21 protein-coding genes and 1 pseudogene are annotated in these 24,373 nt (G+C 57.5%); 9 read left to right on the forward strand and 13 right to left on the reverse strand.

Annotated elements, in window-relative coordinates:
• The first annotated feature begins 118 nt into the window (after window positions 1–118).
• A complete protein-coding gene (locus tag ACFL9S_RS02330; RefSeq protein WP_405260092.1) occupies window positions 119–829 on the forward strand; it encodes a Bax inhibitor-1 family protein in 711 nt (236 codons plus the stop codon).
• A gap of 60 nt (window positions 830–889) precedes the next feature.
• On the opposite strand, the gene ACFL9S_RS02335 is transcribed toward ACFL9S_RS02330, so the two are convergent.
• Genes ACFL9S_RS02335 through ACFL9S_RS02345 form a run of 3 tightly spaced genes read right to left on the reverse strand, consistent with a single transcriptional unit; the run spans window position 890 to window position 3,845 of the window.
• Entirely contained in the window at window positions 890–1,843 is a 954-nt protein-coding gene (locus ACFL9S_RS02335) for a lysylphosphatidylglycerol synthase domain-containing protein (RefSeq protein WP_405260093.1), read from the reverse strand.
• A complete protein-coding gene (clsB, locus tag ACFL9S_RS02340) occupies window positions 1,843–3,087 on the reverse strand; it encodes a cardiolipin synthase ClsB (RefSeq protein ID WP_405260094.1) in 1,245 nt (414 codons plus the stop codon). Before clsB ends, ACFL9S_RS02335 begins: the two co-directional genes overlap by 1 nt.
• Window positions 3,084–3,845 carry an endonuclease/exonuclease/phosphatase family protein gene (locus tag ACFL9S_RS02345; RefSeq protein WP_405260095.1) on the reverse strand — a complete coding sequence of 254 codons (762 nt, stop codon included), beginning with the start codon at window positions 3,843–3,845 and terminating at the stop codon, window positions 3,084–3,086. The genes clsB and ACFL9S_RS02345 overlap by 4 nt, the downstream gene beginning before the upstream one ends.
• A gap of 182 nt (window positions 3,846–4,027) precedes the next feature.
• Between ACFL9S_RS02345 and ACFL9S_RS02350 the strand changes: the two genes are divergently transcribed.
• The 3 genes from ACFL9S_RS02350 (at window position 4,028) to dusC (ending at window position 7,160) form a co-directional block, all read left to right on the forward strand.
• Window positions 4,028–4,417 (forward strand): YbhQ family protein, encoded by a 390-nt coding sequence (locus tag ACFL9S_RS02350; protein WP_405260096.1) that lies wholly within the window; start codon window positions 4,028–4,030, stop codon window positions 4,415–4,417.
• Window positions 4,418–4,712: 295 nt separating this feature from the next.
• Window positions 4,713–6,155, forward strand: a complete 1,443-nt coding sequence (gene rhlE / locus ACFL9S_RS02355) for an ATP-dependent RNA helicase RhlE (RefSeq protein WP_405260097.1) — start codon at window positions 4,713–4,715, stop codon at window positions 6,153–6,155.
• Between the two features lie 57 nt (window positions 6,156–6,212).
• On the forward strand, window positions 6,213–7,160 hold the full coding sequence (gene dusC, locus ACFL9S_RS02360) for a tRNA dihydrouridine(16) synthase DusC (protein WP_405260098.1): 948 nt from the start codon (window positions 6,213–6,215) through the stop codon (window positions 7,158–7,160).
• Window positions 7,161–7,337: 177 nt separating this feature from the next.
• Here the strand turns inward: dusC and ppk2 are convergent, their stop codons facing one another.
• Window positions 7,338–8,255 carry a polyphosphate kinase 2 gene (gene ppk2, locus ACFL9S_RS02365; RefSeq protein ID WP_133841162.1) on the reverse strand — a complete coding sequence of 306 codons (918 nt, stop codon included), beginning with the start codon at window positions 8,253–8,255 and terminating at the stop codon, window positions 7,338–7,340.
• Between the two features lie 201 nt (window positions 8,256–8,456).
• On the opposite strand from ppk2, the gene ACFL9S_RS02370 reads away from it, so the two are divergent.
• Window positions 8,457–9,485, forward strand: a complete 1,029-nt coding sequence (locus ACFL9S_RS02370) for a transporter (RefSeq protein WP_405260099.1) — start codon at window positions 8,457–8,459, stop codon at window positions 9,483–9,485.
• A 69-nt stretch (window positions 9,486–9,554) separates the two neighbouring features.
• Here ACFL9S_RS02370 and ACFL9S_RS02375 read toward each other — a convergent pair whose 3' ends face one another.
• The 7 genes and pseudogenes from ACFL9S_RS02375 to ACFL9S_RS02405 form a co-directional block, all read right to left on the reverse strand.
• Window positions 9,555–10,745, reverse strand: a complete 1,191-nt coding sequence (locus ACFL9S_RS02375; protein WP_405260100.1) for a L,D-transpeptidase family protein — start codon at window positions 10,743–10,745, stop codon at window positions 9,555–9,557.
• Between the two features lie 181 nt (window positions 10,746–10,926).
• A pseudogene (locus ACFL9S_RS02380) lies at window positions 10,927–11,151 on the reverse strand (glycoside hydrolase family 15 protein); the annotation flags it as partial.
• Between the two features lie 53 nt (window positions 11,152–11,204).
• Window positions 11,205–11,972, reverse strand: a complete 768-nt coding sequence (locus ACFL9S_RS02385; protein ID WP_405260101.1) for a FadR/GntR family transcriptional regulator — start codon at window positions 11,970–11,972, stop codon at window positions 11,205–11,207.
• A gap of 13 nt (window positions 11,973–11,985) precedes the next feature.
• Window positions 11,986–12,801 (reverse strand): ATP-binding cassette domain-containing protein, encoded by an 816-nt coding sequence (locus ACFL9S_RS02390; protein WP_405260102.1) that lies wholly within the window; start codon window positions 12,799–12,801, stop codon window positions 11,986–11,988.
• A complete protein-coding gene (locus ACFL9S_RS02395) occupies window positions 12,798–14,570 on the reverse strand; it encodes an ABC transporter permease subunit (protein WP_405260103.1) in 1,773 nt (590 codons plus the stop codon). The genes ACFL9S_RS02390 and ACFL9S_RS02395 overlap by 4 nt, the downstream gene beginning before the upstream one ends.
• Window positions 14,567–15,514 carry an ABC transporter permease gene (locus ACFL9S_RS02400; RefSeq protein ID WP_405260104.1) on the reverse strand — a complete coding sequence of 316 codons (948 nt, stop codon included), beginning with the start codon at window positions 15,512–15,514 and terminating at the stop codon, window positions 14,567–14,569. The genes ACFL9S_RS02395 and ACFL9S_RS02400 overlap by 4 nt, the downstream gene beginning before the upstream one ends.
• 15 nt (window positions 15,515–15,529) lie before the next feature.
• Complete coding sequence (locus tag ACFL9S_RS02405; RefSeq protein ID WP_405260105.1) at window positions 15,530–17,101, reverse strand: ABC transporter substrate-binding protein; 1,572 nt, start codon at window positions 17,099–17,101, stop codon at window positions 15,530–15,532.
• A 149-nt stretch (window positions 17,102–17,250) separates the two neighbouring features.
• Here ACFL9S_RS02405 and ACFL9S_RS02410 point away from each other — a divergent pair, with 149 nt between their 5' ends.
• A complete protein-coding gene (locus ACFL9S_RS02410) occupies window positions 17,251–17,895 on the forward strand; it encodes a DUF1028 domain-containing protein (RefSeq protein ID WP_405260106.1) in 645 nt (214 codons plus the stop codon).
• 636 nt (window positions 17,896–18,531) lie between these two features.
• On the opposite strand, the gene ACFL9S_RS02415 is transcribed toward ACFL9S_RS02410, so the two are convergent.
• Window positions 18,532–19,089, reverse strand: a complete 558-nt coding sequence (locus ACFL9S_RS02415) for a DedA family protein (protein ID WP_405260107.1) — start codon at window positions 19,087–19,089, stop codon at window positions 18,532–18,534.
• A gap of 223 nt (window positions 19,090–19,312) precedes the next feature.
• Between ACFL9S_RS02415 and ACFL9S_RS02420 the strand changes: the two genes are divergently transcribed.
• Both ACFL9S_RS02420 and pbpG read left to right on the forward strand, forming a co-directional pair.
• Window positions 19,313–19,900, forward strand: coding sequence for a Yip1 family protein (locus ACFL9S_RS02420; RefSeq protein WP_405260108.1), 588 nt, complete (start codon window positions 19,313–19,315; stop codon window positions 19,898–19,900).
• 166 nt (window positions 19,901–20,066) lie between these two features.
• Window positions 20,067–21,020, forward strand: coding sequence for a D-alanyl-D-alanine endopeptidase (gene pbpG, locus ACFL9S_RS02425; RefSeq protein ID WP_405260109.1), 954 nt, complete (start codon window positions 20,067–20,069; stop codon window positions 21,018–21,020).
• 39 nt (window positions 21,021–21,059) lie between these two features.
• Here pbpG and ACFL9S_RS02430 read toward each other — a convergent pair whose 3' ends face one another.
• Window positions 21,060–21,587: a GNAT family N-acetyltransferase gene (locus ACFL9S_RS02430; protein ID WP_405260110.1), complete on the reverse strand. Its 528-nt coding sequence runs from the start codon at window positions 21,585–21,587 to the stop codon at window positions 21,060–21,062.
• A gap of 175 nt (window positions 21,588–21,762) precedes the next feature.
• Here ACFL9S_RS02430 and ACFL9S_RS02435 point away from each other — a divergent pair, with 175 nt between their 5' ends.
• Window positions 21,763–24,189: a DUF3772 domain-containing protein gene (locus ACFL9S_RS02435; protein ID WP_405260111.1), complete on the forward strand. Its 2,427-nt coding sequence runs from the start codon at window positions 21,763–21,765 to the stop codon at window positions 24,187–24,189.
• The last annotated feature ends 184 nt before the right edge of the window (window positions 24,190–24,373 follow it).

Genomic DNA, 24,373 nt, shown 5'->3' on the forward strand with positions numbered 1-24,373 from the left:
TCAACGGGCAATCAATCGGGCAAAAAGAGCACGGTTGCAGGGTGGCGGAAGTGACCCGCTCTGTGCCAGACTTAGGGCCGGACAACCGTCATTTAATTCACCTCTTAAGGGGAGCATCATGGACCGATATCCACGTTCCAGTGATTCAATCGTACAGCGTGCCAGCACCGGCCTGTCTGTGTATATGGCACAGGTTTACGGCTGGATGACCTGTGGACTGCTGTTAACCGCCTTTATCTCCTGGTATGCGGCCAATACGCCGCAGGTGATGGAACTGGTGTTTGCCAACCGTATCACTTTCTTTGGCTTGATTATCGTGCAGCTGGGGCTGGTGTTTGTGCTGTCGGGGATGGTGCATAAACTCAGCGGCACCGTTGCCACCGGGCTGTTTATGCTCTATTCGGCGCTGACCGGACTGACGATGGCCAGTATCTTCCTGGTGTATACCTACTCCTCCATTGCCAGCACCTTCCTGGTTACCGGCGGGATGTTTGGTGCCATGAGTCTGTGGGGCTACACCACGAAACGCGATCTGAGCGGAATGGGCAGCATGCTGTTTATGGCACTGATCGGCATCGTACTGGCATCGCTGGTGAATATCTGGCTGAAGAGCACCGCGCTGATGTGGGCAGTGACCTACATTGGGGTGGTGGTGTTTGTTGGTCTCACGGCGTATGACACCCAGAAGCTGAAAAACATCGGTGAAGGGATTGACGTTGATGATAAAGAGAACCTGCGCCGCTTCTCCATTATGGGCGCGCTGACGCTGTATCTCGACTTTATTAACCTGTTCCTGATGCTGCTGCGGATTTTCGGCAACCGCCGTTAACCGGGCAACAAAGTGGGCGGACCGGTAAAACGGGTCCGCCCCTGGGTTATCCGGAAAACCTCATCCCGCCAGATTCTTTGCCCGCAGTGATTTCGCCCGCCCTTCCAGCCACAAATACAACACCAGCGCCAGCAGCAACGGGGCAATAAAATAGAGCACCCGATAGGCCAGCAGCGCGGCGATGATCGCGCCATGTGAAATCGGTTCCCCGCTCAACAGCGCCAGAAACACCGCCTCCAGCACGCCAATTCCGGCCGGAATATGAATGATTACCCCGGCAATGCTGCTGATCAGCAGTACGCCCAGCACCTGCGGGAAATCCACTTTCTGCATCAGCAACAGCCAGATAATGGCGCCCATCACCAGCCAGTTGGCACTGGATACCACAAACTGAATCAGCGCCATTCGCAGTGACGGCAGTGCCAGCGTCTGCCCTTTGAGCGTCCAGCGGCGTTTTTTCGAGAATGCGCACAGCGCCAGATAAACCACCACAAATGCCAGCAGGGCGATGCCCGTAATACGCAGGGTCCCGGCACCGATAAACCAGCCGCCTGGCACGCTGACCATGCCGGCGCTGAACACCACGCCAGCCACCAGCACATAACCCAGCCAGTTCGTTGCGATGCTCAGTGAGAAGATGCGCGTAATGGTGCTGCCGTCCAGCCCCAGCCGTGAGTAGAGGCGATAGCGCATGGCTACGCCGCCCACCCAGGTACTGAGCGTCAGGTTAAAGGCGTAACAGATAAATGACACCAGCATCACCTGGCGTTTTTCCAGTTTATGCCCGCAGTAAGCGCGGCCGATCAGGTCATACAGACCGTAAGTCAGGTAACTGACCACCACCAGCGCCACGGAGCCAAAAATCGCCAGCCGGTTATAGTTGACCACCACATCCCAGACGTCGTGCCAGTTGACCTGGCGGGCATAGACCACCAGCAGCGCAATCACTGCGATAAAAAACAGCCAGGTGAGGACTTTTCGCGACCGTTTCCAGAGTAAAGAGGAAGTTGCCATCAGGGTTTCGCTCCCTCTTTTTCGGGTTCAACGCGATCCTGAGTTTCCATCTCCGGCTGAACCGGTGCAGGCACCTGAGCCAGTTTCGGCGTATGGGCAGGCAGCCAGCCCGCAATCGCCGGGAAGTGGCGAAGAAAGTGGAACACCACCACGTTTTTACTGAGCTGCCACCAGCTGCGTGGCGGTAGCTGGCTTTCCTGCACGCGCTGGCAGTCGGCTGACAGCAAGCCCTCCAGGTTATCGCGCACCTGCTGATTAAACCCACGATCGTGGATCATCAGATTGGCTTCCAGATTCAGCGACAGACTCAACGGATCGAGGTTGCTGGACCCGACCGTTGCCCACTGACCGTCCTGCACGGCAATTTTGGCATGCAGCGGACGACGGCGATACTCATACACTTCCACGCCGCCCTCCACCAGATAGTTGTACAGCAGCTCGGCGCCCACTTTAACAATCGGCATATCCGGTTTGCCCTGCACGATAAGACGCACGCGCACCCCGCGCCTGGCAGCCTGACGCATCTCACGCAGCAGACGATAGCCGGGAAAGAAATAGGCATTGGCGATGATCACATCCTGTCTGGCGCTTTTCAGCATCTTGATATAATGCTGCTCGATATCGTCGCGATGCTGATGATTATCACGATAAACCAGCAGCGCCTGGGCATCCCCCGGCGTGGCATTGTGCGCCGGGCGATGAGCGCGGCGGCCCCACCAGCGGTGCGATTTTTGTTCGCTGCCAATCTCCTGCTGCACATAATGCGCAATATCGTCAACAATCGGGCCTTTCACCTCAACGGCATAATCCTGCTTGGCCTGCGGGCCAAAACTGGCATTGTGATCTGCGGAATAATTGATGCCACCGACGAAAGCGATCACGCCATCGACGACCACGATTTTACGATGCAGGCGGCGAAACAGGTTGGTGCGCATCCCCAGCACCAGCGGACGCGGATCGTAATAGAGAAAACGTACCCCCAGCGACGTCAGGCTGTGAACAAACTCATCAGACAGATCCGGCGAACCATAACCATCCACCGTCATTTCAATTTTCACCCCGCGCTGCGCGGCCGCCAGCAGCGCCTTATGCAGGGCGTTGCCGACCTCATCCTCAAACAGGATAAACGTCTCCAGCAGCAGGCTGTGTTGTGCGCGGCGGATCGCTCCAAAGACTCGCGGGAAAAATTCTTCACCGTTCTCCAGTAGCGTAATCTGGTTGCCTTCTCGCCAGTTCAGGTTCATAGGTGGATCTCCACGGCAAGCGGGGCATGATCGGAGAGTTGTGACCACGGGCGTAACGGGAGAGTTTGCGGATGACTGATTCTCACATTGCGCACATAGATACGGTCAAGGCGCAGCAGAGGAAAGCGCGCAGGGAAGGTGCGTGCCGGACGGCCATTTTTGCGGCTGAACACCTCTTTCATCCCTGCCTCACGCTGCAGAATGGCATTCGCCCGCTGGCGCCAGTCATTAAAATCGCCCGCGATCACCACCGGCGCTTCCGGCGGCAGTTCATTGACCCACTGACACATCATCCGCAGCTGCGCCCTACGATGTGCCTCGCGCAGGCCAAGGTGTACGCAGAGAATATGCAGCGTAACAGGGGAGTCCGGCACCTGAATCTGGCAATGCAAAATGCCGCGTTTTTCCGTGCCCTCAACGGAGATATCCCGGTTTTGATAATCGACGATCGGCAGACGTGACAGCACGGCGTTGCCGTGATGCCCCTCTGGATAGACCGCGTTGCGCCCATAGGCAAAATCTTCCCACATGGTATCCGCCAGAAATTCGTAATGAGGGGTTTCAGGCCAGTCAGCGACGCGTAACTGATGCAATGCATGGCTGCCCATCACTTCCTGTAACAGCACAATATCAGCCCCGGTGTCGCGAATAGCATCGCGCAGTTCAGGCAAAATAAAGCGACGGTTAAAGGCGTTAAAACCCATGTGTGTGTTGATCGTCAGGACTTTAAATGAAAATCCTTGCGCTTTTTGTGACATACTGATGACGCTGCCTTCATAATTTATGAAGGGTAAAGTGTAGTCTTTGTCACAAAAGTGTGGCGGGATGTGCGTTAATTTGCAGCATAATCCGAAAACTACGTTAGTCTGAGGAAATTCGTTACTGACCTGTGTCAGTAACCCGCTGGGTAACCTTTGACGGAGGTTGCCAGGAGAAGAGCATGAAATGGTCTAATCGTATTCAGATTGTCACCGGACAAAACTGCGTACATATCGCACTGCACCTGCTGCTGATTGCAGCCCTGGTGTGGGGGTGGAAACATCAGGCCCTGCTACAGGTCAGCACGATTTTACTGGCGATGTATGTCAGCGTGTTTGCCGCGATGTTACTGACCCAGCGTTTGCCGCGTTTGCGGCGCATTGGCGATTTCCTGGAAGACGTGACCACCACCTACTATTTTGGTGCTGCGATGCTGGTGCTGCTGGTGCTGTCACGGGTCATCCATAATAACCTGCTGCTGTGTGCCGCAGGCATCGTCATGCTAGCCGGCCCTGCGCTGGTTTCCCTGCTGGTGAAAGAGCGTGTGCAACCGAGTCAGCGCCCACGCTAAACCCCAACGGGCCACTTCGGTGGCCCGTTTGTTTTATTGCCTCTCATTAATGTCACCTCCGCCGCCCTGTGATAACCCTCTATGCCGCGATGTCCCCCTGTTACAGCCTGTAGCGCATTTTCGGATAACACGTTAAGAATAACTCCCTGTAGAGCGTAGGGATCTGTTATAATGCCCGGCTTACGCACCGTGGTTTGTGCTCTCATTCAAGCGTCAGGAATGTTCCTGGTGTCAACTCTCCCCCTGGAAACTACACCGCTATGCGGTCAGGGCGGATCCGGAGTCAGTCAACTTTATGTCATTTGATTCTCTCGGCCTTAACGCCGATATTTTGCGCGCTGTTGCAGAACAGGGCTATAACGAGCCGACGCCTATTCAGCGCCAGGCTATCCCGGTAGTCCTTGCGGGCCGCGACCTGATGGCCAGCGCACAGACCGGTACTGGTAAAACGGCGGGTTTCACCTTGCCACTGCTGCAACTGTTAAGCAGCAACAATCCGCACCCTAAAGGCCGTCGCCCGGTGCGCGCACTGATTTTGACCCCGACCCGCGAACTGGCGGCTCAGGTGGGCGAAAACGTGCAGGAATACAGTAAATATCTGGATATGCGTTCGCTGGTGGTCTTCGGCGGCGTGAGCATTAACCCGCAGATGATGAAACTGCGCGGTGGTGTGGATGTGCTGGTAGCGACCCCGGGTCGTCTGCTGGATCTTGAACACCAGAACGCGCTTGACCTGTCTCAGGTAGAAATCCTGGTGCTGGACGAAGCGGACCGTATGCTGGATATGGGCTTCATCCACGACATCCGTCGCGTGCTGGCAAAACTGCCTGCAAAACGTCAGAACCTGCTGTTCTCTGCCACCTTCTCTGATGAGATTAAAACCCTGGCAGAAAAACTGCTGCACAACCCGGAACAGGTTTCCGTGGCGCGCCGCAACACCGCTTCTGAGCAGGTGACGCAGCATGTGCATATGGTTGATAAGAAACGTAAGCGCGAGCTGTTATCGTTCCTGATCGGTCGTGACAACTGGCAGCAGGTGCTGGTGTTTACCCGTACCAAGCACGGTGCTAACCATCTGGCTGAGCAGCTGAATAAAGACGGCATCATGTCTGCTGCGATCCACGGTAACAAGAGCCAGGGCGCACGTACTCGCGCACTGAGCGACTTTAAAGACGGCAAAATTCGCGTGCTGGTGGCAACGGATATCGCTGCCCGTGGTATCGACATCGAAGAGCTGCCACACGTCGTGAACTACGAACTGCCAAACGTGCCGGAAGACTATGTACACCGTATCGGTCGTACCGGTCGTGCGGCCGCGGTGGGTGAAGCGTTGTCACTGGTCTGCGTGGATGAGCTGAAGCTGCTGCGTGATATTGAGCGCGTACTGAAGCGTGAAATCCCGCGTATGGCGATTGACGGCTACGAGCCAGACCCAAGCATCAAAGCAGAACCGATCATCAACGGTCGCCAGCAGCAGCGTGGCGGAGCCGGTGGCGGCGGTGGACGCGGTCGTGGCGCACCTGGCCAGGGTCAGCGCAGCAACAGCGGTGGCGATCGCAGTGCCAGTGGCAGCCGTACCGGTAACGGCGGCGGTAATGGCGGCGAACGTCGTCAGGGTAATGCGAACGGCAGCAGTGCAGGAGCCCCACGCGGCGCCCGCCCTGAAGGCGGTAACGGTGGCGCACCACGCGTCAACAAAACCCGTCCACGTCGTTCTACCCCGTCGAACAACGGCTAATTAATCTGGGGGGAAGCGCCCGCTTCCCCCTTTGCTCATCTATCCCACAGGTTTACCATGCGCGTATTACTTGCCCCGATGGAAGGCGTTCTCGATTCGCTGGTGCGTGAACTGCTGACCGACGTCAACGACTACGATCTCTGTATTACCGAATTTCTTCGCGTAGTGGATACACTGCTGCCAGCGAAATGCTTCCAACGCCTCAGCCCCGAACTCGATCATGACAGCCGCACGCCGTCAGGCACGCGTGTGCGTATTCAACTGCTGGGGCAGTATCCGCAATGGCTGGCTGAGAATGCCGCCCGTGCCGTGGAACTCGGTTCCTGGGGCGTGGATCTCAACTGCGGCTGCCCATCCAAAACGGTGAACGGCAGTGGCGGCGGAGCAACGTTATTAAAAGATCCCGAACTGATTTATCAGGGGGCGAAGGCGATGCGCGCCGCCGTGCCTGCTCACCTTCCCGTTACGGTGAAAATCCGTCTGGGCTGGGATTCCGGTGCGCGGCAGTTTGAGATTGCCGATGCGGTGCAGCAGGCGGGTGCCACGGAGCTGGCGGTGCATGGCCGCACCAAAGAGGACGGCTACCGCGCCGAGGCGATCAACTGGGCGGCGATTGGCGAGATCCGTCAGCGGCTGTCGATCCCGGTGATTGCCAACGGTGAAATCTGGGACTGGCAGAGTGCGCAGGATTGCATGCAGGCAACGGGATGCGATGCCGTAATGATCGGGCGTGGCGCGCTGAATGTGCCCAACCTCAGCCGGGTGATCAAGTACAACGAAGCGCGGATGCCGTGGCCGCAGGTCGTGCAGCTGCTGAAAAAGTATGTGCGTCTGGAGAAGCAGGGCGATACCGGCCTGTATCACGTGGCGCGCATCAAACAGTGGCTGGGGTATCTGCGAAAAGAGTACGACGAAGCCTCGCCGTTGTTTATGCAGGTGCGCGTGCAGCAGACCTCGGGAGATATTGCGCGGGTGATAGACAGCGTGGCGATTATTGATCAGTAAACGTCTCAGCTCTTTTCCGCAGATGATCGGGCAAGCGACTCTGATCAATACCGATAATTGTTATTCCTTCAGGGGTAATAAGGTAATAAATACGCTGGCTAAGGCAGGTGGGCTGCTGGCGGTGATGATCATGATGATTTTAGGGGGTAGGGGCAACACCGCGTCACCCCGCTTGCCTTAGTACACTTCCGGTACGATCATATCGTCCGGCACCGGCGTGCGGTGATAATCCTCATTGCGCTCGCGGCTGGGCAGGGTAATCGGTTTTAAGGCGCTGTCTTCATATGGCACCTGGCGCAGCAGATGGCTGATGCAGTTCAGGCGCGCCTTCTTCTTATCCACGCCCTGGACCACCCACCACGGTGCTTCATCAATGTGGGTGCGCGACAGCATAATCTCTTTGGCTTCGGTGTAATCTTCCCAGCGGCGGCGGCTCTCCAGATCCATCGGGCTGAGCTTCCACTGCTTCAGCGGATCGTGAATGCGGCTGAGAAAACGCAGTTCCTGCTCTTCATCGGTGATCGAGAACCAGTATTTAACGATCTGAATGCCGCTGCGCGTCAGCATCTTTTCGAACTCCGGTACGCTGCGGAAAAACTCTTCCACTTCCTGTTCATTACAAAAACCCATCACCCGCTCAACGCCTGCGCGGTTGTACCAGCTGCGGTCGAACAGCACCATTTCACCCGCCGCAGGCAGGTGCGCAATATAGCGCTGAAAGTACCATTGCGTCCGTTCACGGTCGTTGGGGGCAGGCAGGGCAGCGACGCGGCAGGTGCGGGGGTTCAGACGCTGCGTAATACGTTTGATCACCCCACCTTTGCCTGCGGCATCACGGCCTTCAAAGATAATCACCATGCGGTGCCCGGTGCGCATCACCCAGTCCTGCATCTTCACCAGTTCGCCTTGCAGCCTCAGCAGCTCGCGGAAATAGTGTTTACGCCAGGCTTTCTCGCCTTCTTCCATTTTGCTGTCATCACCGAAACGCAGATCGTCCAGCTCCATTTCCAGCTCTTCGTCGTAGCTGTCGTAAAATTCCTGTAGCAGACGATGGTGAATATTCTCAGCAGAGAAATCATTACCTTGCATCGCCATACGTTATTCTCCCGGTCAGGTGGTGAAAATCGCCATTAAGGCAGGTTCATCAATTTATCCTCTGGTAATACGCACTCTGTGTGACAGGAAAATGACATCCGAGAGGGATTTCTGCGCGAACTGTCACCGCGGTAACAAAACTGTCATCTGCATACGGCAGGATAGGACTATCGCCATAACGCGCCCGGACCGGATAAAACGATGACGCAACACCTGCCGTTACTGCGGCAAAAACCGGATTTTAGTGATGATGTTTCCGGCCTGATTTATGGCTATCGCTTTGTTCAGGATCAGGCACCCGAAAGTCTGACCGTCCAGCAATCTTGCGAGGCCTGGACCCGTGGTGCCGTTGAGGGCAGCTTTCTCTGGCTGCACGTTAACCTTAACCATGCCGCCGCCGCCCGCTGGCTGAAAACCCATTTTGGCGTCGATGAAGACTTCTTCGACGAAATCCAGCAAGGCTCGCACAGTACCCGTATCGAACGACAGAACGATGCGCTGATGGCGGTACTGAACGATGTCACCTTCAATGCGCGGGAAACCAGCGACGAAAGCGCCACGCTGTGGATCTGGTGCCGCGATGGACTGGTGGTTAGCGCCCGCTTTAAACCGCTGCGGCTGGTTGAGCGATTAGTCGGCAAGCTGGACCAGCTGGAACTGCGCTCGTCGACCGGGCTGCTGGCCCAGTTACTGGCGGAACAGGAAGAGGTGCTGGCGCTGATAGTGCGACAGTCGAATCAGTATGTGGATCAGATAGAAGAGCGCCTGCTTGGCCAGCATATAAAAAGTAATCGTGGTGAGCTGGGGCGTCTGCGGCGAACGTTACTGCGCTTTCAGCGTCTGCTGGCACCGGAACCGGCGGCACTGTTTCGCCTGATCAATCGGCCGCCGGGCTGGTTGCATCATCATGTGGTGCAGGATCTGCGTCAGTTTACTGAAGAGTTTACCGTGGTGCTCAACGACCTGAATGGGCTGACTGAACGTATTCGGCTGTTGCAGGAAGAGATTGCCGCGCAGCAGCTGGAGCAGAGCAACCGCACCTTATTTACCCTGACGCTGATCACCGTGCTGGCCCTGCCGATCAATCTGGTGGCGGGGTTCTTCGGGATGAATGTGGGCGGGGTGCCGCTGGCCAATAATCCCCACGGCTTCTTTCTGCTGGTGATGCTGGTGACCCTGTTCACCTGCGTTGCGGCCTGGCTGGTGTTGCGGCGGCGTGATAAGCCCTGAGGCGTTATTCTGCACCAATAAAAAACCCCGCACCTTATCGGTACGGGGTTTTTGATCGACAGCGCGAAATTAAGATTTCGGCGTGTTGTAGATCGGGCCTGGCTGAGTCAGAGCGGGAACTGCCTGCGCTGGCGCATCGGTCGCTGCGGGTGCTTCCGTTGTTGCCGGTGCTTCAGCAGCGGCAGGGGCTTCCGTTGTCGCTGGTGCTTCAGCGGCGGCAGGGGCTTCCGTTGTCGCCGGTGCTTCTGCACTCTGGGCAGCAACAGCTGCGGGTTCTGCCAGCGGAGCAGCTGCCTGCTGAGGCACCACTACCGGAGCTGAAGGCTGGCTATCCGCTGCGCCGTTCACTTTGGTTGGCATACCAGAACGGGTTTTCAGCGCGTCTTCCATCGCAGTGGTGTTAACGCTGGCGTCTGAAACCACTTTGTTCACCGCGTTGGTCAGTGTCAATGGAACCGGCTCGCGTGAAGCAAACTGCTCTTCGGTCTGCGACAGTGGGTTGTGGATTTCCACGTAGCGCGAACCATCCGGCTCTACCGATGCTTTGATCGGCTGGTCGATGAACTGAACGCGTGTCCCCACTGGCACATTTTTGAACAGCCATTTGATATCGTCAGCACGCAGACGCACACAGCCGTGACTCACGCGCAGGCCGATACCAAAGTTGGCATTGGTGCCGTGGATGGCATACAGACGGCCGATGTACAGCGCATACAGACCCATCGGGTTATCCGGGCCAGCCGGGAAGACCGCAGGCATAGATTCACCGCGTGCGGCGTACTCTTCATGCATCTTCTTGGTTGGGGTCCAGGTCGGGCCATCTTTTTTGCGCTGAACGGTAGTCGTCCAGTTAACCGGTGTATCACGGCCCAGTTCACCGATGCCGATCGGCAGCACAACCACCGTTTTACTGCCTTTCGGGTAGTAATACAGGCGCATTTCCGCACTGTTGATCACAATGCCTTCACGCGGCGCGTCAGGCAGGAGCAACTGCTGAGGAATGATCAGTTTGCTGCCCGCTTTCGGCAGATAAACGTCCACGCCTGGGTTCGCTTCCATAACGTTGCTCAGACCCATCTGGTACTGAGCAGCGAAAGCTTCCAGCGGAAGTTTGCTGTCTTCCGGGATGGTAATTTCCAGATTTTCCCCGGTCAGGCGGCTGTTGGCGGCCGGAAGAGGGTAAACCACAGCGAAGGCTGAGTGGCTGAAAGCCGCAGCGGCCAGAATCAAGGTGACTAACGCACGGATGTTCTTTTTCATAGTAATTTCAGGTGTAGCGCCATGTAGACTGTTGATAAACGACCCAATACTGGCCAACTGTGACCGGCTGCACATTATATGTGCATTATGGTCCCGGATGAAACCAGGATTTTCCCTGTTGAACTATCTTTACGATAAATTGTCTGCAATCCGACCATTTTAGCGATGCATCCTCCTGTTTTCAGGGGGGCCAGAGTGGATCTTTCCCACTTAGCGTCCGGTCGGGGAAAAACGCGGTGCTGATCAGCGGCAGATGGGTAAGCGCCTGGCGCGTATTGCCCAACGCGTGACCCGCGACGGTCACTCTCCTCCGCGTACAGCCGAGGCGATGGGCGTAATTTAGCAGCTTCTCAAATTCAACGTGTGCTTCATCTGTGCGTCCAGCACGCGGCTGGCACTCGACGTATCAGAATGAGCGGGCAGCAAAGATGCATGTTCCGGCTGGCGTCAGTCAAAAACTCAACTATCATCCCGTAAAAAACGCTCTTCCAGCGTCGCCTGCAATGACAGCATCGCCTGCTCGGCATGCTGCATATGGTCGCGCATGATGCGTTCCACGCCGCTGGCATCCTCACGGCGCAGCGCATCAATCAGCTGATATTGATATTCGATGCCCTGGCGGCGATCAACGGGCTGCGGCTGCTGATAAATATCTTTGCACACCGCCAGATCTTTCAGCAGACGTTGCAGAAAACGACAGAAAAAGGCCAGCAGCGGATTGGTCGAATAGCTGGCCACCAGACTGTGAAAATCCAGCTCGGCCATGCGCTGTTCCCAGCGCTCCTCTTCACTGGCTGGCGGGTGGTCGTAGATGCGAATCAACTGATGCAACTGCTGAAAACCCGCCTCATCAATCTGGCCGATGGCGCTGGCTGCCACCTGCGGTTCCAGCGTTTTGCGCAGCGCATAGATATGGCTGATGCTCAGTTCGCGGGTAAACAGGTAATTCGACAGCAGGCTCATGGCACGGTTTTCCGGCATCGAGTCGATAAATGCGCCGCCGCCTGGCCCGGTACGTGTGCGGATCAGACCTTGTGCTTCCAGCGCTTTCAGTGCTTCACGTACCGTACTTTTACCGGCGGAAAATCGCACCATCAGATCTTTCTCCTGCGGCAGGCGGTCGCCGGGCAGCAGGTTGTCATCCACAATGCTCTGCTTGATAGCATCAATGATGGTGTCGGTGCGTTTACGTTTTACCGCCTCGGGGGGCGTTGATACTGAAGACATGGTCACCTGTGTGTCAGAGAGTGGGCTGAACGATGGGCGATGTAGCCTGCCATGTCGGTGCGCTTGCCAGCAGTTGACGGCTGTATTCGTGCTCTGGCGCACTGAACAACGTCTGCGTGGCGGCGCATTCAACGATAGTACCAGAATTCATCACCGCAACGCGGTCTGCAATCGACTCCACCACCGCCAGATCGTGGCTGATAAACAGATAAGAGAGACTCAGCTCCTGTTTAAGGTCCTCAAGCAGCAGCAGAACCTGTGCCTGCACTGAGACGTCAAGCGCTGAGACAGGCTCATCCAGCACCAGAATCTGTGCCTCGGCCGCCAGCGCACGGGCAATCGCCAGCCGCTGCGCCTGGCCGCCGGAAAACTCATGGGGATAACAGTTCAGGGCGTCAAAGGGCATATTGACCGATGCCAGCAGCTGTTGCATACGCGGCAGACAGTCGCGGGCAGCGTAGCCACACAGCCGCCGCAGCGGCACGCTGAGGATCTGGCGAATGGTTTTACGCGGATTGAGTGACGCCACCGGGTCCTGAAACACATACTGAATCGTTTTGCCCAAGGCCTGCACGCCACGCTGTGCCAGCAGGCTGGCCTCTTCCCCCTGTATTGTCAGACTGCCCGACGTGGGGGATTCCAGCCCGACCAGAATACGCGCGAGGGTGCTTTTTCCACTGCCGCTTTCGCCGACCACGGCCAGAGTTTCCCCCTGGCCGAGTGCAAAACTGATGCCTTTCACCGCGTCAACGTCGCCGCTGCGCCGCCACCAGCCTCCCTGACCCGGATAGGTTTTTTTCAGATTTTTCACTTCAATCACGTTCTTCATGAAGAGGTCTCCTGCTGTTGCAGCTGGCGGATTTGTTGCAGGAAGGCGCGGCCCTGACCGCGCTGCGGCACGCTGGCAATCAGTCGTCGGGTGTAGTCGTGTTGGGGGGCCTGTAATACCGTGGCGGTGATCCCGCTTTCCACGATCTCGCCCTGGCGCATCACCGCCACGCGGTCACACATCTCACTGACCACGGCAAAATCATGCGTAATAAACAGCAGCGCCAGCCCGCGTTTTTGGCGCAGCTCGTTCAGCAGGGCGAGGATACGCGCCTGCACCGTTACATCCAGCGCCGTTGTGGGTTCATCGGCAATAATCACCTGCGGATCGTTGGCCAGCGCGATGGCAATCCCCACGCGCTGACGCTGCCCACCGGAAAGCTGATGGGGCCACGCATCAAAGCGTTCTGCCGCCTGCTGAATGCCGGTATCTTCCAGCAGCGTAATGGCTTTGGCGCGCGCGGCGGCGGCGTTCAGCGGCTGGTGGCACTGAATGGCCTCGACCAGTTGCTGGCCGATGCGCATCTGCGGATGCAGCGACGTCAGCGGATCCTGGAAGATATAGGCAACGCGTACGCCGCGCCGCTGCTGTATCTGTGTTGCCGTGAGGGACAGCAGCTCCTCATTCTCCAGCCACACGCTGCCGCCGGTAATGACGCCGGGCGGCGAAGCCACCAGGCCCATAATCGCCAGTGCGCTGACGCTTTTACCCGAGCCGCTTTCGCCAATCAGGCCCAGGCATTCACCTGCCTGCAGATGGAAGCTGACGCCTTTGACCGTGGGCACCCGATGGTTGCCACGGCTGAACGCCACCTGTAAATCCACCACTTCCAGCAGCGCTTCAGGATGAGCACGCGGGGCGACCGCCGCGCGATCCACCGTGGTCATCGCCTGTGAGCGCAGCAGGGCGCCGGACTTCAGGCGCGGGTCCAGCAGGTCACGCACGCCATCGCCCAACAGGTTAAAGCCGATCACCAGCAGGAAGATCATCACGCCCGGCACTAAGGCAACATGGGGTGCGATAAACAGCTGGTTGCGCCCCTGACCGAGCATTGATCCTAAGTCGGCATTCGGTGGCTGCGTGCCGAGGCCGAGGAAGGAGAGTCCGGCGGTTTCCAGGATCATCCAGCCGATGGTGGTGGAGAGCGTCACCACGATCAGCGGCAGTACGTTAGGCAGCACTTCGCTTAACAGGATCTGCGTAGGGTTTTTCCCCGACAGCTTTGCCGCCTGAATAAAATCACGCCCGCGCAGGCCGAGCGTCAGGCCGCGCACATTACGCGCAAAGAAGGGAATATTGACCAGCGCGATGGCATACAGCGCATTCAGCAGCCCCGGCCCGAGCACCGCGACAATCGCCAGCGCCAGCAGGATATAGGGAAAGGCCATTATCATATCGATCAGCCGCATCAGGATGCCGTCGGTGCGCCCGGCGGCATAACCGGCAATCAGACCTATCAACGTGCCGCATACCGCGGCCAGCAGGGTGGCACTCAGGCCTACGGCAACGGAAACCCGCGTGCCCCACAGCAGGCGCGATAGCATATCGCGGCCCAGTGCATCGGTGCCCAGCAGGTGGCCTGGCGTCAGCGGCGGAGCAAGGCGTTGCAGCAGGTCGGTGGCATCCGGGTCCGGCAGCGGCAGCAGCGGGGCAATAAAGGCTGCCGTTAAGGTGATCACCAGCAGCAGTAATCCCAGCGCGGCGAGGCGATTGTGCAGTAACAGCGACCAGCCGGAGCGGCGCGTGGGCAGGGTAGTGGATGTCGTCATGATTTTACCCTCGGGTCGAGGCAGGCCTGAACGATGTCGGTCAGCAGATTAATCAGCACGTAAGCAATGGCAGCGACCAGTACGCCCCCCTGCACCAGCAGCAGGTCGCGGGTTGAAACGGCCTTCACCAGCATCGCCCCCAGGCCCGGCCACTGGAACACGGTTTCGATATACACCGCGCCGCCCAGCACAAAACCGGCCTGAATCCCGATGGCGGGGATCACCGACACCAGCGCGACGCGAAAGGCATGACGCCAGATCACCCGGCGCTCGCTGACGCCCTTGGCGCGGGCGGTGCGGATATAGTCCTGGCGCAGCACTTCCAGCATCGCGGTGCGCGTCAGGCGGGCGATGACCCCGGTGGCGACAATCGCCAGCGTGATAGCGGGCAGCGTCAGATGATGCAACAAGTCCAGCGCATCGCCGCCGCCATAAATCGCGAACATGCCCGAGGCCGGGAACCAGCGCAGGCTGACGGCAAACAGCATGATCATCAGCAGGCCGATCAGGAACGAGGGCAGTGAAATGCCGATCAGCACCAGCAGGGTGATCAGCCTGTCCCCCCAGCCAAACTGGCGCACCGCCGAGGTCACGCCCGCCAGCAGGCCGAGAACCACGCTCAGCAGCAGTGCGCAGCCACCCAGTAACAGGGTGGCGCTCAGGCGCTCCAGCACTTCATCGATCACCGGGCGGTTCAGCACATAGGAGCGGCCAAAATCGCCGTGCAGCAGGTTGTTGACCCAGATGAAATATTGTTGCCAGAGCGGCTTGTCCAGCCCCAGTTCCGCACTGACGCGAGCCACATTTTCCGGCGTGGCAAAGGCACCAAGCAGCGCCTGGGCCGGGTTGCCGGGGATCATCGCCATCAGCAGGAAGACAATCAGCGACAGGCCGATAATCACCGGGATGATGCCAGTCAATCGCCGCAGTAAATAGTTCCACATGGCAGGCGGCCTCCGTCAGGGTTTGCTGACCTGATGCAGGATCAGGTTGAAGTTGGGTTGCAGGGCAAAGTTCTGCACCTGGCGTGTGGTCACCGCGTTTTGCTTCCAGTTGGCGACAAACAGCCAGGGCGCATCATCGTGAACGAGGGCCTGCACCTGGCGATACAGTGCGCCACGCGTCTGTTGGTCGCTGCTGCTGCGGGCTTGATCCAGCAGCTTATCGACCTCGGGATTGCTGTAGTAACCGGAGTTAAACCCGCCCTTATCTGGCCAGGCATCGCGCCGCAGGGTGAGGAACGGCAGGGTATCCGGGTCATTGGTCATCCACGCCATCTCGGCCATCTGGGTTTGCGGGGTCAGCCCGGCATTCACTTTGGCCAGGTAGGTGTTCCACTCCCAGGTCTGAATGGTGACGTTAAGGCCCACGGCTTTCAGATCGGCCTGAATGGCGGTCGCCATCGGGATCGGATCAAGCATTCCTGACCCGCCTTCCGTCACGTAGAAATTCAGCGTAGCGCCTTCTGCGCCCGCTTCTTTTAGCAGCGCACGGGCTTTCGCCGGATCGTAAGGATACGGGCTGACCTCTGTATTCGTCGCCCAGTCAAACGCCGACGGGATTGGGCCATCGGCGACCTGGGCTGAACCCTGCAACACCTTATCGACCAGCGCCTGCTTATTGACGGCGTAGTTCACCGCCTGGCGCACGCGCTTATCGTTAAAGGGTTTCTCTTTGGTATTCAGCAACAGGAACCAGACATGCGGGCCGACCGCCTGGTGCATCTGGAACTGTGGGTTATCGGCGAAGGTTTTCACCGTGTCCGGCGGCACTTCCACCATCGCATCAATCCCGCCGGAGAGCATCTCAGCCGTGCGGGTGTTGCCATCGGTAATCGGACGGAACACGGCGGCTTCCAGCTTCGGCGCGCCGTCCCAGTAGTTTTTATTGGCGGTCAGCACCACGCGCTGATTGGCCTGCCACTCACCAAAACGAAAGGCCCCGGTACCCACCGGATGGCGACCCACGTCTTTGTCATACTTCTTTACCGCCGCCGGAGACACAATCAGCCCGGCAGGGGTGGCGAGGTTGGAGAGCAGGGGAGCGAAGGGCTGTTTCAGTGTAAACACCACCGTCTGTGCATCCGGGGTGGTGAGGGTATCAATGGACGAGAAGAAGAAACTTAGCGGGAAGGGACCGGTGTGATAGTACGGATGCTGCTTGTTCAGCATCCGTTCAAAGGTAAATTTCACCGCGTCGGCATTGAATGGCGTGCCATCGTGGAATGTGACGCCTTCACGCAGATGGAAGGTGTAGCGCAGGCCGTCCGGGCTGATTTCCCAACGGCTGGCAAGCGCAGGTTCAATAGAGAGTGATCCCGGCGCATTACGCACCAGACCGTCGTAAATATTGACGAGGATGCGCGAATCGTTAGCGGCCGTCGCCACCTGAGGATCGAGCGATTGCGGTTCAGCCACCTGGCCGATGATCAGCACGCCGGGAGGCGATTCCGCCGAGGCCAGGGGTGCCAGGGCCAGCAGGCCAAGGCAGAGGGAAAGACAGTGCAACCCGGTGCGTAGCGATGTGAACATGGTCGGTCCTCGTTAAGCAGAGTGGTTAGCGCACAGTGTGACGTGCGGATGAACAAAGTTTGTCCTGTTTGTTATTTATGCGTATAAATAGCGTTAAGTGCAATAATTTATCCATATAAATTTGATCTGGCGGACAGAAGGAGGGCGCAATGACCTTTTCTATTGTGGCACGCGATCCACAGAGCGGCGCACTGGCGGCAGCCACCGCCACGGGCGGCCCGGCAGTGGGGGCGCTGGTGATCCACGGCCGCACCCGCACCGGAGCCATTGCCACGCAGGCGCTGACCAATCCGCTTTACGGCAGTCGCGGGCTGGCATTGCTGGCGGAGGGACTGACGGCAGAACAGACTCTGCATCTGCTGCTGAAGGAAGATGACGCACGCGAGCGGCGGCAACTGCTGATTATCGATAATGCCGGGGCTACCGCGCACTGGAGCGGCAGCCTGTGCGGCCGTTGGTTCAGCAGCATGGCAGGGCCGCAGCTGGCGGTGGCAGGCAATATGCTGGTCAGTGAACAGGTGCTGACGGCGATGGAGGCTGCGTTTAAAGAGGCGCACCGTCTGCCGCTGGCCGATCGAATGCTGGCGGCGCTCAATGCCGCACAGCAGGCCGGAGGGGATGAGCGCGGGATTCGCTCTGCGGCGCTAAAGGTGTGGGAACGCCGTGCTTATGCCGATATTGATGTGCGTGTTGACTGGTCGGATGCACCGCTGGCGCAGTTAGCGGAGGTGCTGGAGCAGGTGCGTGCCCCCACCTACGCGGATTTTTTCCGACAGTTACCGTGGTGGGAATAGGGGCCAATGGCCGACCGAAACAGAGGGTCGACCACTGAGGTATCCCCATAAAACAAGACCGGCATTAGCCGTGGTAGATATTCTGTTCCGGTCGACCAGTGACGCTGGTCTGCACGGGGGGCCAGGTCAACGTCAAGGGCGTTTCGCTTTCCCGCTGCGCGGGCTGAGCGACCCAAGGCGGCCAGTCGCCGCCGCCCTGGGGACCCGGGCTTTGCGGCAGGCGCTGCGTCCACTGCGTGGATGCCTTCGCAAGCTCCGTTCACCGACGGATCGGTCGTGACGGCACGTCCCTGTGCCGGCTCTCCCTCTCACCGCCGTCCTGGCGGTTCGTCCTGGTTCACTGCGCTTCCTCAGCGCTGCTGAATGCCGCCTCAACGTCAAAACCCAAACCCAGGTCAAAACACAAAGCAATCCGCAGAGATCATTATGACGTGGCGGTTTTAAAACCCACAGCGAGCAACGGTTCTGCGGGGATGGGGCCAGATTGAGGTAAGCCGGACGTCACGCGACAGGACGTCGCGTGCCGAGGCCCGCATGGATGCGTCTTTTGCCGATCCGGCGTGCTCAAACTGGCCCCGGGCCTGAAGCCAGACTGCCAGCCATTCATTTTTGTGGGGATCCCTCAGGGGTCGACCACTACTTTCGCCGGTGCTTCACCGCCAGGCGAACGCTCCACACCAGCGCCACCGCCAGCAGCAGCCAGAACAGGTGCTTGAGATGATGATCAAGCTGATGTAGCCACGGCGCAATCACCTGGCCGCCGAGATAGCCGAGCGAGACAAAAATCAGCGCCCACAGCGCGGCGCCAATCACGTTAAACAGCAGGAACTTACGGGGGGAAAGCTGGCTGGCGCCGATAATAATCGGCCCGACAATGCGCAATCCGTACATAAAGCGCACGCCGATCACAAACAGCACCGGGCGGTGGTGGATCAGACGGTTAGCCCGCTCAATCTGTTGCTGGTGTTTTTTGAAACGCTGGAGGATTGGTTCACCGTAGCGGCGGCCAATGAAAAATAGCGCGGTATCCCCCAGCACACCGCCGCACATCGCTACCAGCACCACCCAGCCATAGCGCAGCAGGCCTTCATGTGCGGCGACGCCGCCCAATAGCGTAAATGTCTCGCCTTCAGCCAGACAACCCACAAACAGTGCCCAGTAGCCATACTGGGAAATCAGCGCATTCACATCCATCTGTTAAACCCGTTCCTCATGTTGCTTTTAGGGCTAAGTCTAACCCTTTTGATAAAAGTTGCAGCAGGAAGGTCCCTGTCAGGGTTTATTTTTAACGGAAAATGAAGCGCTTAACGCATTCACCTGCTGGATAAAAAACAAACAGGTCAGGGCCGCTTATACTTGAAGAGATGCCGCCCGAGACTGTGCCTGCTGGCGGTCCGTTGTACAGAGGAGTGAAGATATGAATCATGTCTGGGGACTTCTTGCGCACCCGGGTCGGGAAATGCGCGACATTAAGCAAGAGAATGAAACGCTCTCGCATCATTACATGCATCACGTTTTGTTGATGGCGCTGATCCCGGTGGTCTGCGCCTTCGTTGGCACCACACAAATCGGCTGGGATATCGGTATTGAACGTACCATTCCTCTGTCGTTATTCAGTGCGTTCTCGCTGGCGATCCTGTTCTATGCGCTGATCCTGCTGGGTGTGGCCGTTATGGGAAGGGTAGTCTGGTGGATGGCGCGTGACTACCCGCAGCGCCCGTCGCTCTCAAGCTGCCGGGTTTTTGCCGGTTACGTGGCAACACCGCTGTTTCTCAGCGGGCTGGTGGCACTGTATCCGCTGGTGTGGCTTTGTGTCCTGGTTGGCGCACTGGCGCTGGCTTATACCGGCTATCTGCTGTACGTCGGCATCCCGCTGTTCCTTAATATTGACCGTGAAGAGAGCTTACGTTTATCCGGCTCCACGCTCGCCATCGGTATCCTGGTATTTGAAGTGTTACTGGCGATCACCGTGCTGATGTGGGGTTATGGCTATCAGATGTTCTGACCGTTGATACCGCCGGGAAACCGGCGGTGTTTTGGTAACGCTCAGAAACGAATATCCTGTAGGATAATCCTTAACTTCCGGCGTATTATGCCTGCGCCAGCCCCCGCAACGCTGCGGGACGCGGTGTGTGGTCCCCACACCCTCATTATCAGCCGCTAAGTTTACAATGCCTGCAAAAATTCGTTTGTCTCTATTAAGTGTGGTTATGCTGTTTTCTGGTCAGGCCATCCTGAATCAGGCCGTGGCCCGTACTCATCCGCCAGCCGCAGAAGCTTCATCGGCCCAGCCTGACATTGCCTCAGGCAGCGCAATGATTGTCGACCTGACCACCCAGAATGTGATTTACGCCAGTCACCCGGATTTGGTCCGTCCGATTGCCTCGATCACCAAGCTGATGACGGTGATGGTGACGCTGGATGCCCATCTGCCGATGGACGAAATGCTGACGGTCGATATCAGCCATACGCCAGAAATGCGCGGCATCTATTCGCGCGTGCGTCTTAACAGTGAAATCAGCCGTAAGAACATGATGCTACTGGCATTGATGTCCTCGGAAAATCGCGCGGCGGCCAGCCTGGCGCATCACTATCCGGGCGGCTATGATGCCTTTATTCGCGCCATGAACGCCAAAGCGCGTTCACTGGGCATGAGCAACACGCATTACGTGGAGCCGACCGGGCTGTCGATCAAGAACGTCTCGACGGCGCGCGATCTGAGCAAACTGCTGATCGCCACCAAACGTTACCCGCTGCTGGGTGAGCTCAGCACCACCCATGAAGATATGGCGACGTTCCGTAACCCGAATTACACGCTGCCGTTCCGTAACACCAACCATCTGGTGTATCGCCCGGACTGGAATATTCAGCTGACGAAAACGGGTTATACCGATGAGGCAGGGCACTGCCTGGTGATGCGCACGGTGATCAATAAGCGTCCGGTTTCACTGGTGGTGCTGGATGCCTTTGGCAAATACACCCACTTTGCGGACGCCAACCGTCTGCGTAAATGGATGGAAACCGGAAAAATCTCGCCGGTTCCTCCGGCGGCGCTGAGTTATAAGAAGCAGAAAGCCTCACAGGTAGCCACTAACCAGGCCGTTGATGACAGCGCAGTCGAATAATCTGCGCCGTTGGGGCGACCTTTTTTCCAGTCGCCCCGTTTATAACGCCCGTTGCATCAGTAACGTATCGCGCCATTCGCCATGTTTAAAACCGACGGCGTGGAAATTACCGACGACCTCAAATCCCATCTTTTTATGCAGATTGAGCGATCCGACATTGCGCTCGCCGTTGCCGACAATCGCCAGCATCTGACGGAAGGGGCCTTGCTGGCAGCGGACGATCAGCGCGTCCAGCAGGGCGCTGCCGATGCCCCGGCCCCCCATTTCCGCATCAATGTAGACAGAATCTTCAACGGTAAAACGGTAGGCTGGGCGTGGACGATATTGTGTGGCGTAGCAGTAGCCCACCACCTGTCCACCGATCTCAGCAACCAGCCAGGGCAGATCGAACGAACAAACTTTTTGATGTCGGGCGGCCATCTCTGTGGCATCAGGCGGCGTTTCTTCAAAGGAACCGCAGCCGTGCAGCACATGCCAGGCATAAATACGGGTAATCGCGTCGATATCAGCAACCGTCGCGTCACGGACGACTGGCTCAGAAGAGGGAAGGGACATTGTTTGCTCCATGCGTTTTTGGATAATTTGCCATAACACCAGGAGGGTGAGGTCATAGAATATTCTTATGGCAGCGACCTCATTTTTCCATCACGAATCCTATAGTCCCGGCCAGGTCAAAAGCTTAAACTAGCCGGAAAATTGACAGGCGCCGCCCGGCGCTGCCCTTAGTCTCAGGAACCTGCACATGTCTGGCTTGTTAACTTTTCTTCGTGTTTGTCTGCTGGCGCTGGTGGCACTGTCGCCCCAGTTTGTCCTGGCGGCGGATAACGACAACACTCAGCAAAATGATGCTCCCCCTAAAGTCAACGCCTCCGTTGAACTGCCAAAGATGCAGAAGGTGCTGGACAAGATAAAGCAGCAGGTTTCCGGCGAAACCAACGACAGTAAACTGAATGCGCTCAACGATCTGGCGCTGGAATTGTCCGGTGATGCTGACACCCTGATGCAAAGCATTATCCCGCAGCGGGCGCAGTTACAGGCGCAGCTGGCGGTGCTCGGCCCGGCCCCGGAAGCCAGCACTGGCGTGAAAGAGACCGCCGAGGTGACCAGCAAGCGCAATAAGCTGGAAAACCAGAAAGGCAAAATGGATGACCAGATAAAACAGGCCGAGGCGATCAAATCCGGGGCGATAAACCTCTCCGCGCAGATCGTCAACCTGCGTCGTGACGCGTTGAAAACCCAGCTGGCGCTCAACGCAGGCAGCATTTTTGGCCCGCGTTTTTGGGCGCCGTTGTTTAACACCCAAAGCGGCGACAGCACCAAAATCAGCGATTTTGTCGATGAGCTGACCGGCACGGCGGCGCTCTCCTGGGAGTCAGGCTGGCGCTTTGGCACCATCGTCTGGGTGCTGGCCGCCGGTCTGGTCGCTACCCTGGGTCGTCGCTATCTGGAAGAGTTTCTGGCCTGGGTGGGGATTCACCATCTGCCGGAAGGGCGTTTGCGCCGCAGTTTCCTTGCGGCAGCAACGGCGATCACTACTCTGGCAGCGGTGGTGCTGGCCTTTAACTTCCTCGACCTGGCCTTTACCCGTCACGATGAAGTGGTGGACGAAGTGCGGGACTTCGCGGATAAGCTGGTCGGGCTGAGTGTGCTCTGTGGGCTGATTGCCGGACTGGGGCGTGCTTTCCTCTCCACCCGCCGCCCGTCGTGGCGTTTGCCGAATATCTCGAATGAAGTGGCGCTGGCGTTAAAACCCTTCCCGCCGCTCACCGCTGCGCTGGTGTTTATCTTCCAGACGGTGGAAATCTTTAATAGCAGCGCCAGTACCAGCGTCGGCACTACCATCTTTGCCAACGGTTTGACCGCACTGCTGATTGGTGCCACGGCACTGTCGATCAGCATGCGCACCAACCGTGTGCGTCGCCGTATGATCCAGGAAGGCAATCAGCCGGAAGTCAAATCCACTCTGGTCGGTCTGATCCAGATGGCGCTGACGCTGATTGGCGTGGCGATTATGATTGCGCTGGTGATTGGCTATATCACCCTGGCACGCTTCCTCAGCTATGAGTTGATCTGGATGGGGATTGTCTTCGGTTCATTCTATATTCTCAGCCAGCTGGTGGCGGACGGCTGCGAAAGCCTGTTTTCCACCAATAATGCCTCCGGCAAACGCATTCAGACATCGCTGAATATCGATGAGCGTCATCTGGGGCAGGTGGCTGCTGTGCTGGGTGCGATAGGCAAAACCTTCCTGGTGCTGGCTGCCGCGATGGCGTTGCTGAATGGCACCTTCGGCAGTTCAACGCCGATTGAACTGGTGCAGAAAGCGATTGAGTTCTGGGGGGGGAAAGGCCTCGAATCCCTGAATATTGTCCCGGCGCATATGGTCAATGCGCTGATCTGTATGGTGGTCGGCATCTGGGTACTGCGCTCGGTAAAACGCTGGCTGGAGCATGATTTCCTGCCCAAAACCATGATGGATAAGGGAATGCGCTTGTCGCTGATCACCCTGTTCAGCAATATCGGTTTTGTGCTGGTCATCCTGATGACGCTGTCGATTATGGGCCTGCAATGGAACAAGCTGGCATGGATCGTTAGCGCCTTGTCGGTGGGTATCGGTTTTGGTTTACAGGAAATTGTGAAGAACTTTATTTCCGGCCTGATCCTGCTGACGGAGCGTCCGGTAAAAGTGGGCGATCTGGTGAGTATCAGCGGTATTGAGGGCGATATCCGCCGTATCAATGTGCGCGCCACCGAAATCCAGCTCAGCGATAAATCCACCGTGATTGTGCCAAATTCGCAGCTGATTTCGCAGAACGTACGTAACGCCACGATGGGTAATGCGCAGGGGGTAGCGACTATCACACTGACCTTCCCGCTGGATATTGACCCGCAGCAGGTGCGCCAGTTACTGCTTGATGTGTATAACGATAACGAGCGTATTCTGGAGAACCCGGAGCCGTCGGTATCGTTTAAAGATCTGACTTCCACCGGGATTATTTTGTCGGTCACCGGTAACGTTGCCAGCCCGCGTCAGGTCAGCGGTGTTAAAAGCGATCTGCTGTTTGATATCCTGACCCGCTTACGCAAAGAAGGGGTGATGCTGTCGACGCCGCAGACCATGATCATTGAACGTAAAAACGGTCAGATGGTATTGCAGGAAAAAGAGTAATCATCAGCGTCGTACGGGACGACCGGTTGTTTTGGTCTTCCCGTACCAATGTAGCCGCGTTATGTCCCCCCTCTGTATTGCATGAACCATTAATTTTCTCTGATATTAATCCCGGTTGATCAGGAAAACCCCGTTATAACTCAAGTCCCATTCTCGTCATCTGTATGTTGCTCATTATCAATGA

Origin of the sequence: Erwinia sp. AnSW2-5, assembly GCF_045107195.1 — a bacterium.
Classification (GTDB): Bacteria; Pseudomonadota; Gammaproteobacteria; order Enterobacterales; family Enterobacteriaceae; genus Erwinia.

Coding starts and splice junctions, on each gene's coding strand:
- ACFL9S_RS02330 (WP_405260092.1), top strand. CDS start 119: ATGGACCGATATCCACGTTCCAGTGATTCAATCGTACAGCGTGCCAGC.
- ACFL9S_RS02335 (WP_405260093.1), bottom strand. CDS start 1,843: ATGGCAACTTCCTCTTTACTCTGGAAACGGTCGCGAAAAGTCCTCACC.
- clsB (WP_405260094.1), bottom strand. CDS start 3,087: ATGAACCTGAACTGGCGAGAAGGCAACCAGATTACGCTACTGGAGAAC.
- ACFL9S_RS02345 (WP_405260095.1), bottom strand. CDS start 3,845: ATGTCACAAAAAGCGCAAGGATTTTCATTTAAAGTCCTGACGATCAAC.
- ACFL9S_RS02350 (WP_405260096.1), top strand. CDS start 4,028: ATGAAATGGTCTAATCGTATTCAGATTGTCACCGGACAAAACTGCGTA.
- rhlE (WP_405260097.1), top strand. CDS start 4,713: ATGTCATTTGATTCTCTCGGCCTTAACGCCGATATTTTGCGCGCTGTT.
- dusC (WP_405260098.1), top strand. CDS start 6,213: ATGCGCGTATTACTTGCCCCGATGGAAGGCGTTCTCGATTCGCTGGTG.
- ppk2 (WP_133841162.1), bottom strand. CDS start 8,255: ATGGCGATGCAAGGTAATGATTTCTCTGCTGAGAATATTCACCATCGT.
- ACFL9S_RS02370 (WP_405260099.1), top strand. CDS start 8,457: ATGACGCAACACCTGCCGTTACTGCGGCAAAAACCGGATTTTAGTGAT.
- ACFL9S_RS02375 (WP_405260100.1), bottom strand. CDS start 10,745: ATGAAAAAGAACATCCGTGCGTTAGTCACCTTGATTCTGGCCGCTGCG.
- ACFL9S_RS02385 (WP_405260101.1), bottom strand. CDS start 11,972: ATGTCTTCAGTATCAACGCCCCCCGAGGCGGTAAAACGTAAACGCACC.
- ACFL9S_RS02390 (WP_405260102.1), bottom strand. CDS start 12,801: ATGAAGAACGTGATTGAAGTGAAAAATCTGAAAAAAACCTATCCGGGT.
- ACFL9S_RS02395 (WP_405260103.1), bottom strand. CDS start 14,570: ATGACGACATCCACTACCCTGCCCACGCGCCGCTCCGGCTGGTCGCTG.
- ACFL9S_RS02400 (WP_405260104.1), bottom strand. CDS start 15,514: ATGTGGAACTATTTACTGCGGCGATTGACTGGCATCATCCCGGTGATT.
- ACFL9S_RS02405 (WP_405260105.1), bottom strand. CDS start 17,101: ATGTTCACATCGCTACGCACCGGGTTGCACTGTCTTTCCCTCTGCCTT.
- ACFL9S_RS02410 (WP_405260106.1), top strand. CDS start 17,251: ATGACCTTTTCTATTGTGGCACGCGATCCACAGAGCGGCGCACTGGCG.
- ACFL9S_RS02415 (WP_405260107.1), bottom strand. CDS start 19,089: ATGGATGTGAATGCGCTGATTTCCCAGTATGGCTACTGGGCACTGTTT.
- ACFL9S_RS02420 (WP_405260108.1), top strand. CDS start 19,313: ATGAATCATGTCTGGGGACTTCTTGCGCACCCGGGTCGGGAAATGCGC.
- pbpG (WP_405260109.1), top strand. CDS start 20,067: ATGCCTGCAAAAATTCGTTTGTCTCTATTAAGTGTGGTTATGCTGTTT.
- ACFL9S_RS02430 (WP_405260110.1), bottom strand. CDS start 21,587: ATGGAGCAAACAATGTCCCTTCCCTCTTCTGAGCCAGTCGTCCGTGAC.
- ACFL9S_RS02435 (WP_405260111.1), top strand. CDS start 21,763: ATGTCTGGCTTGTTAACTTTTCTTCGTGTTTGTCTGCTGGCGCTGGTG.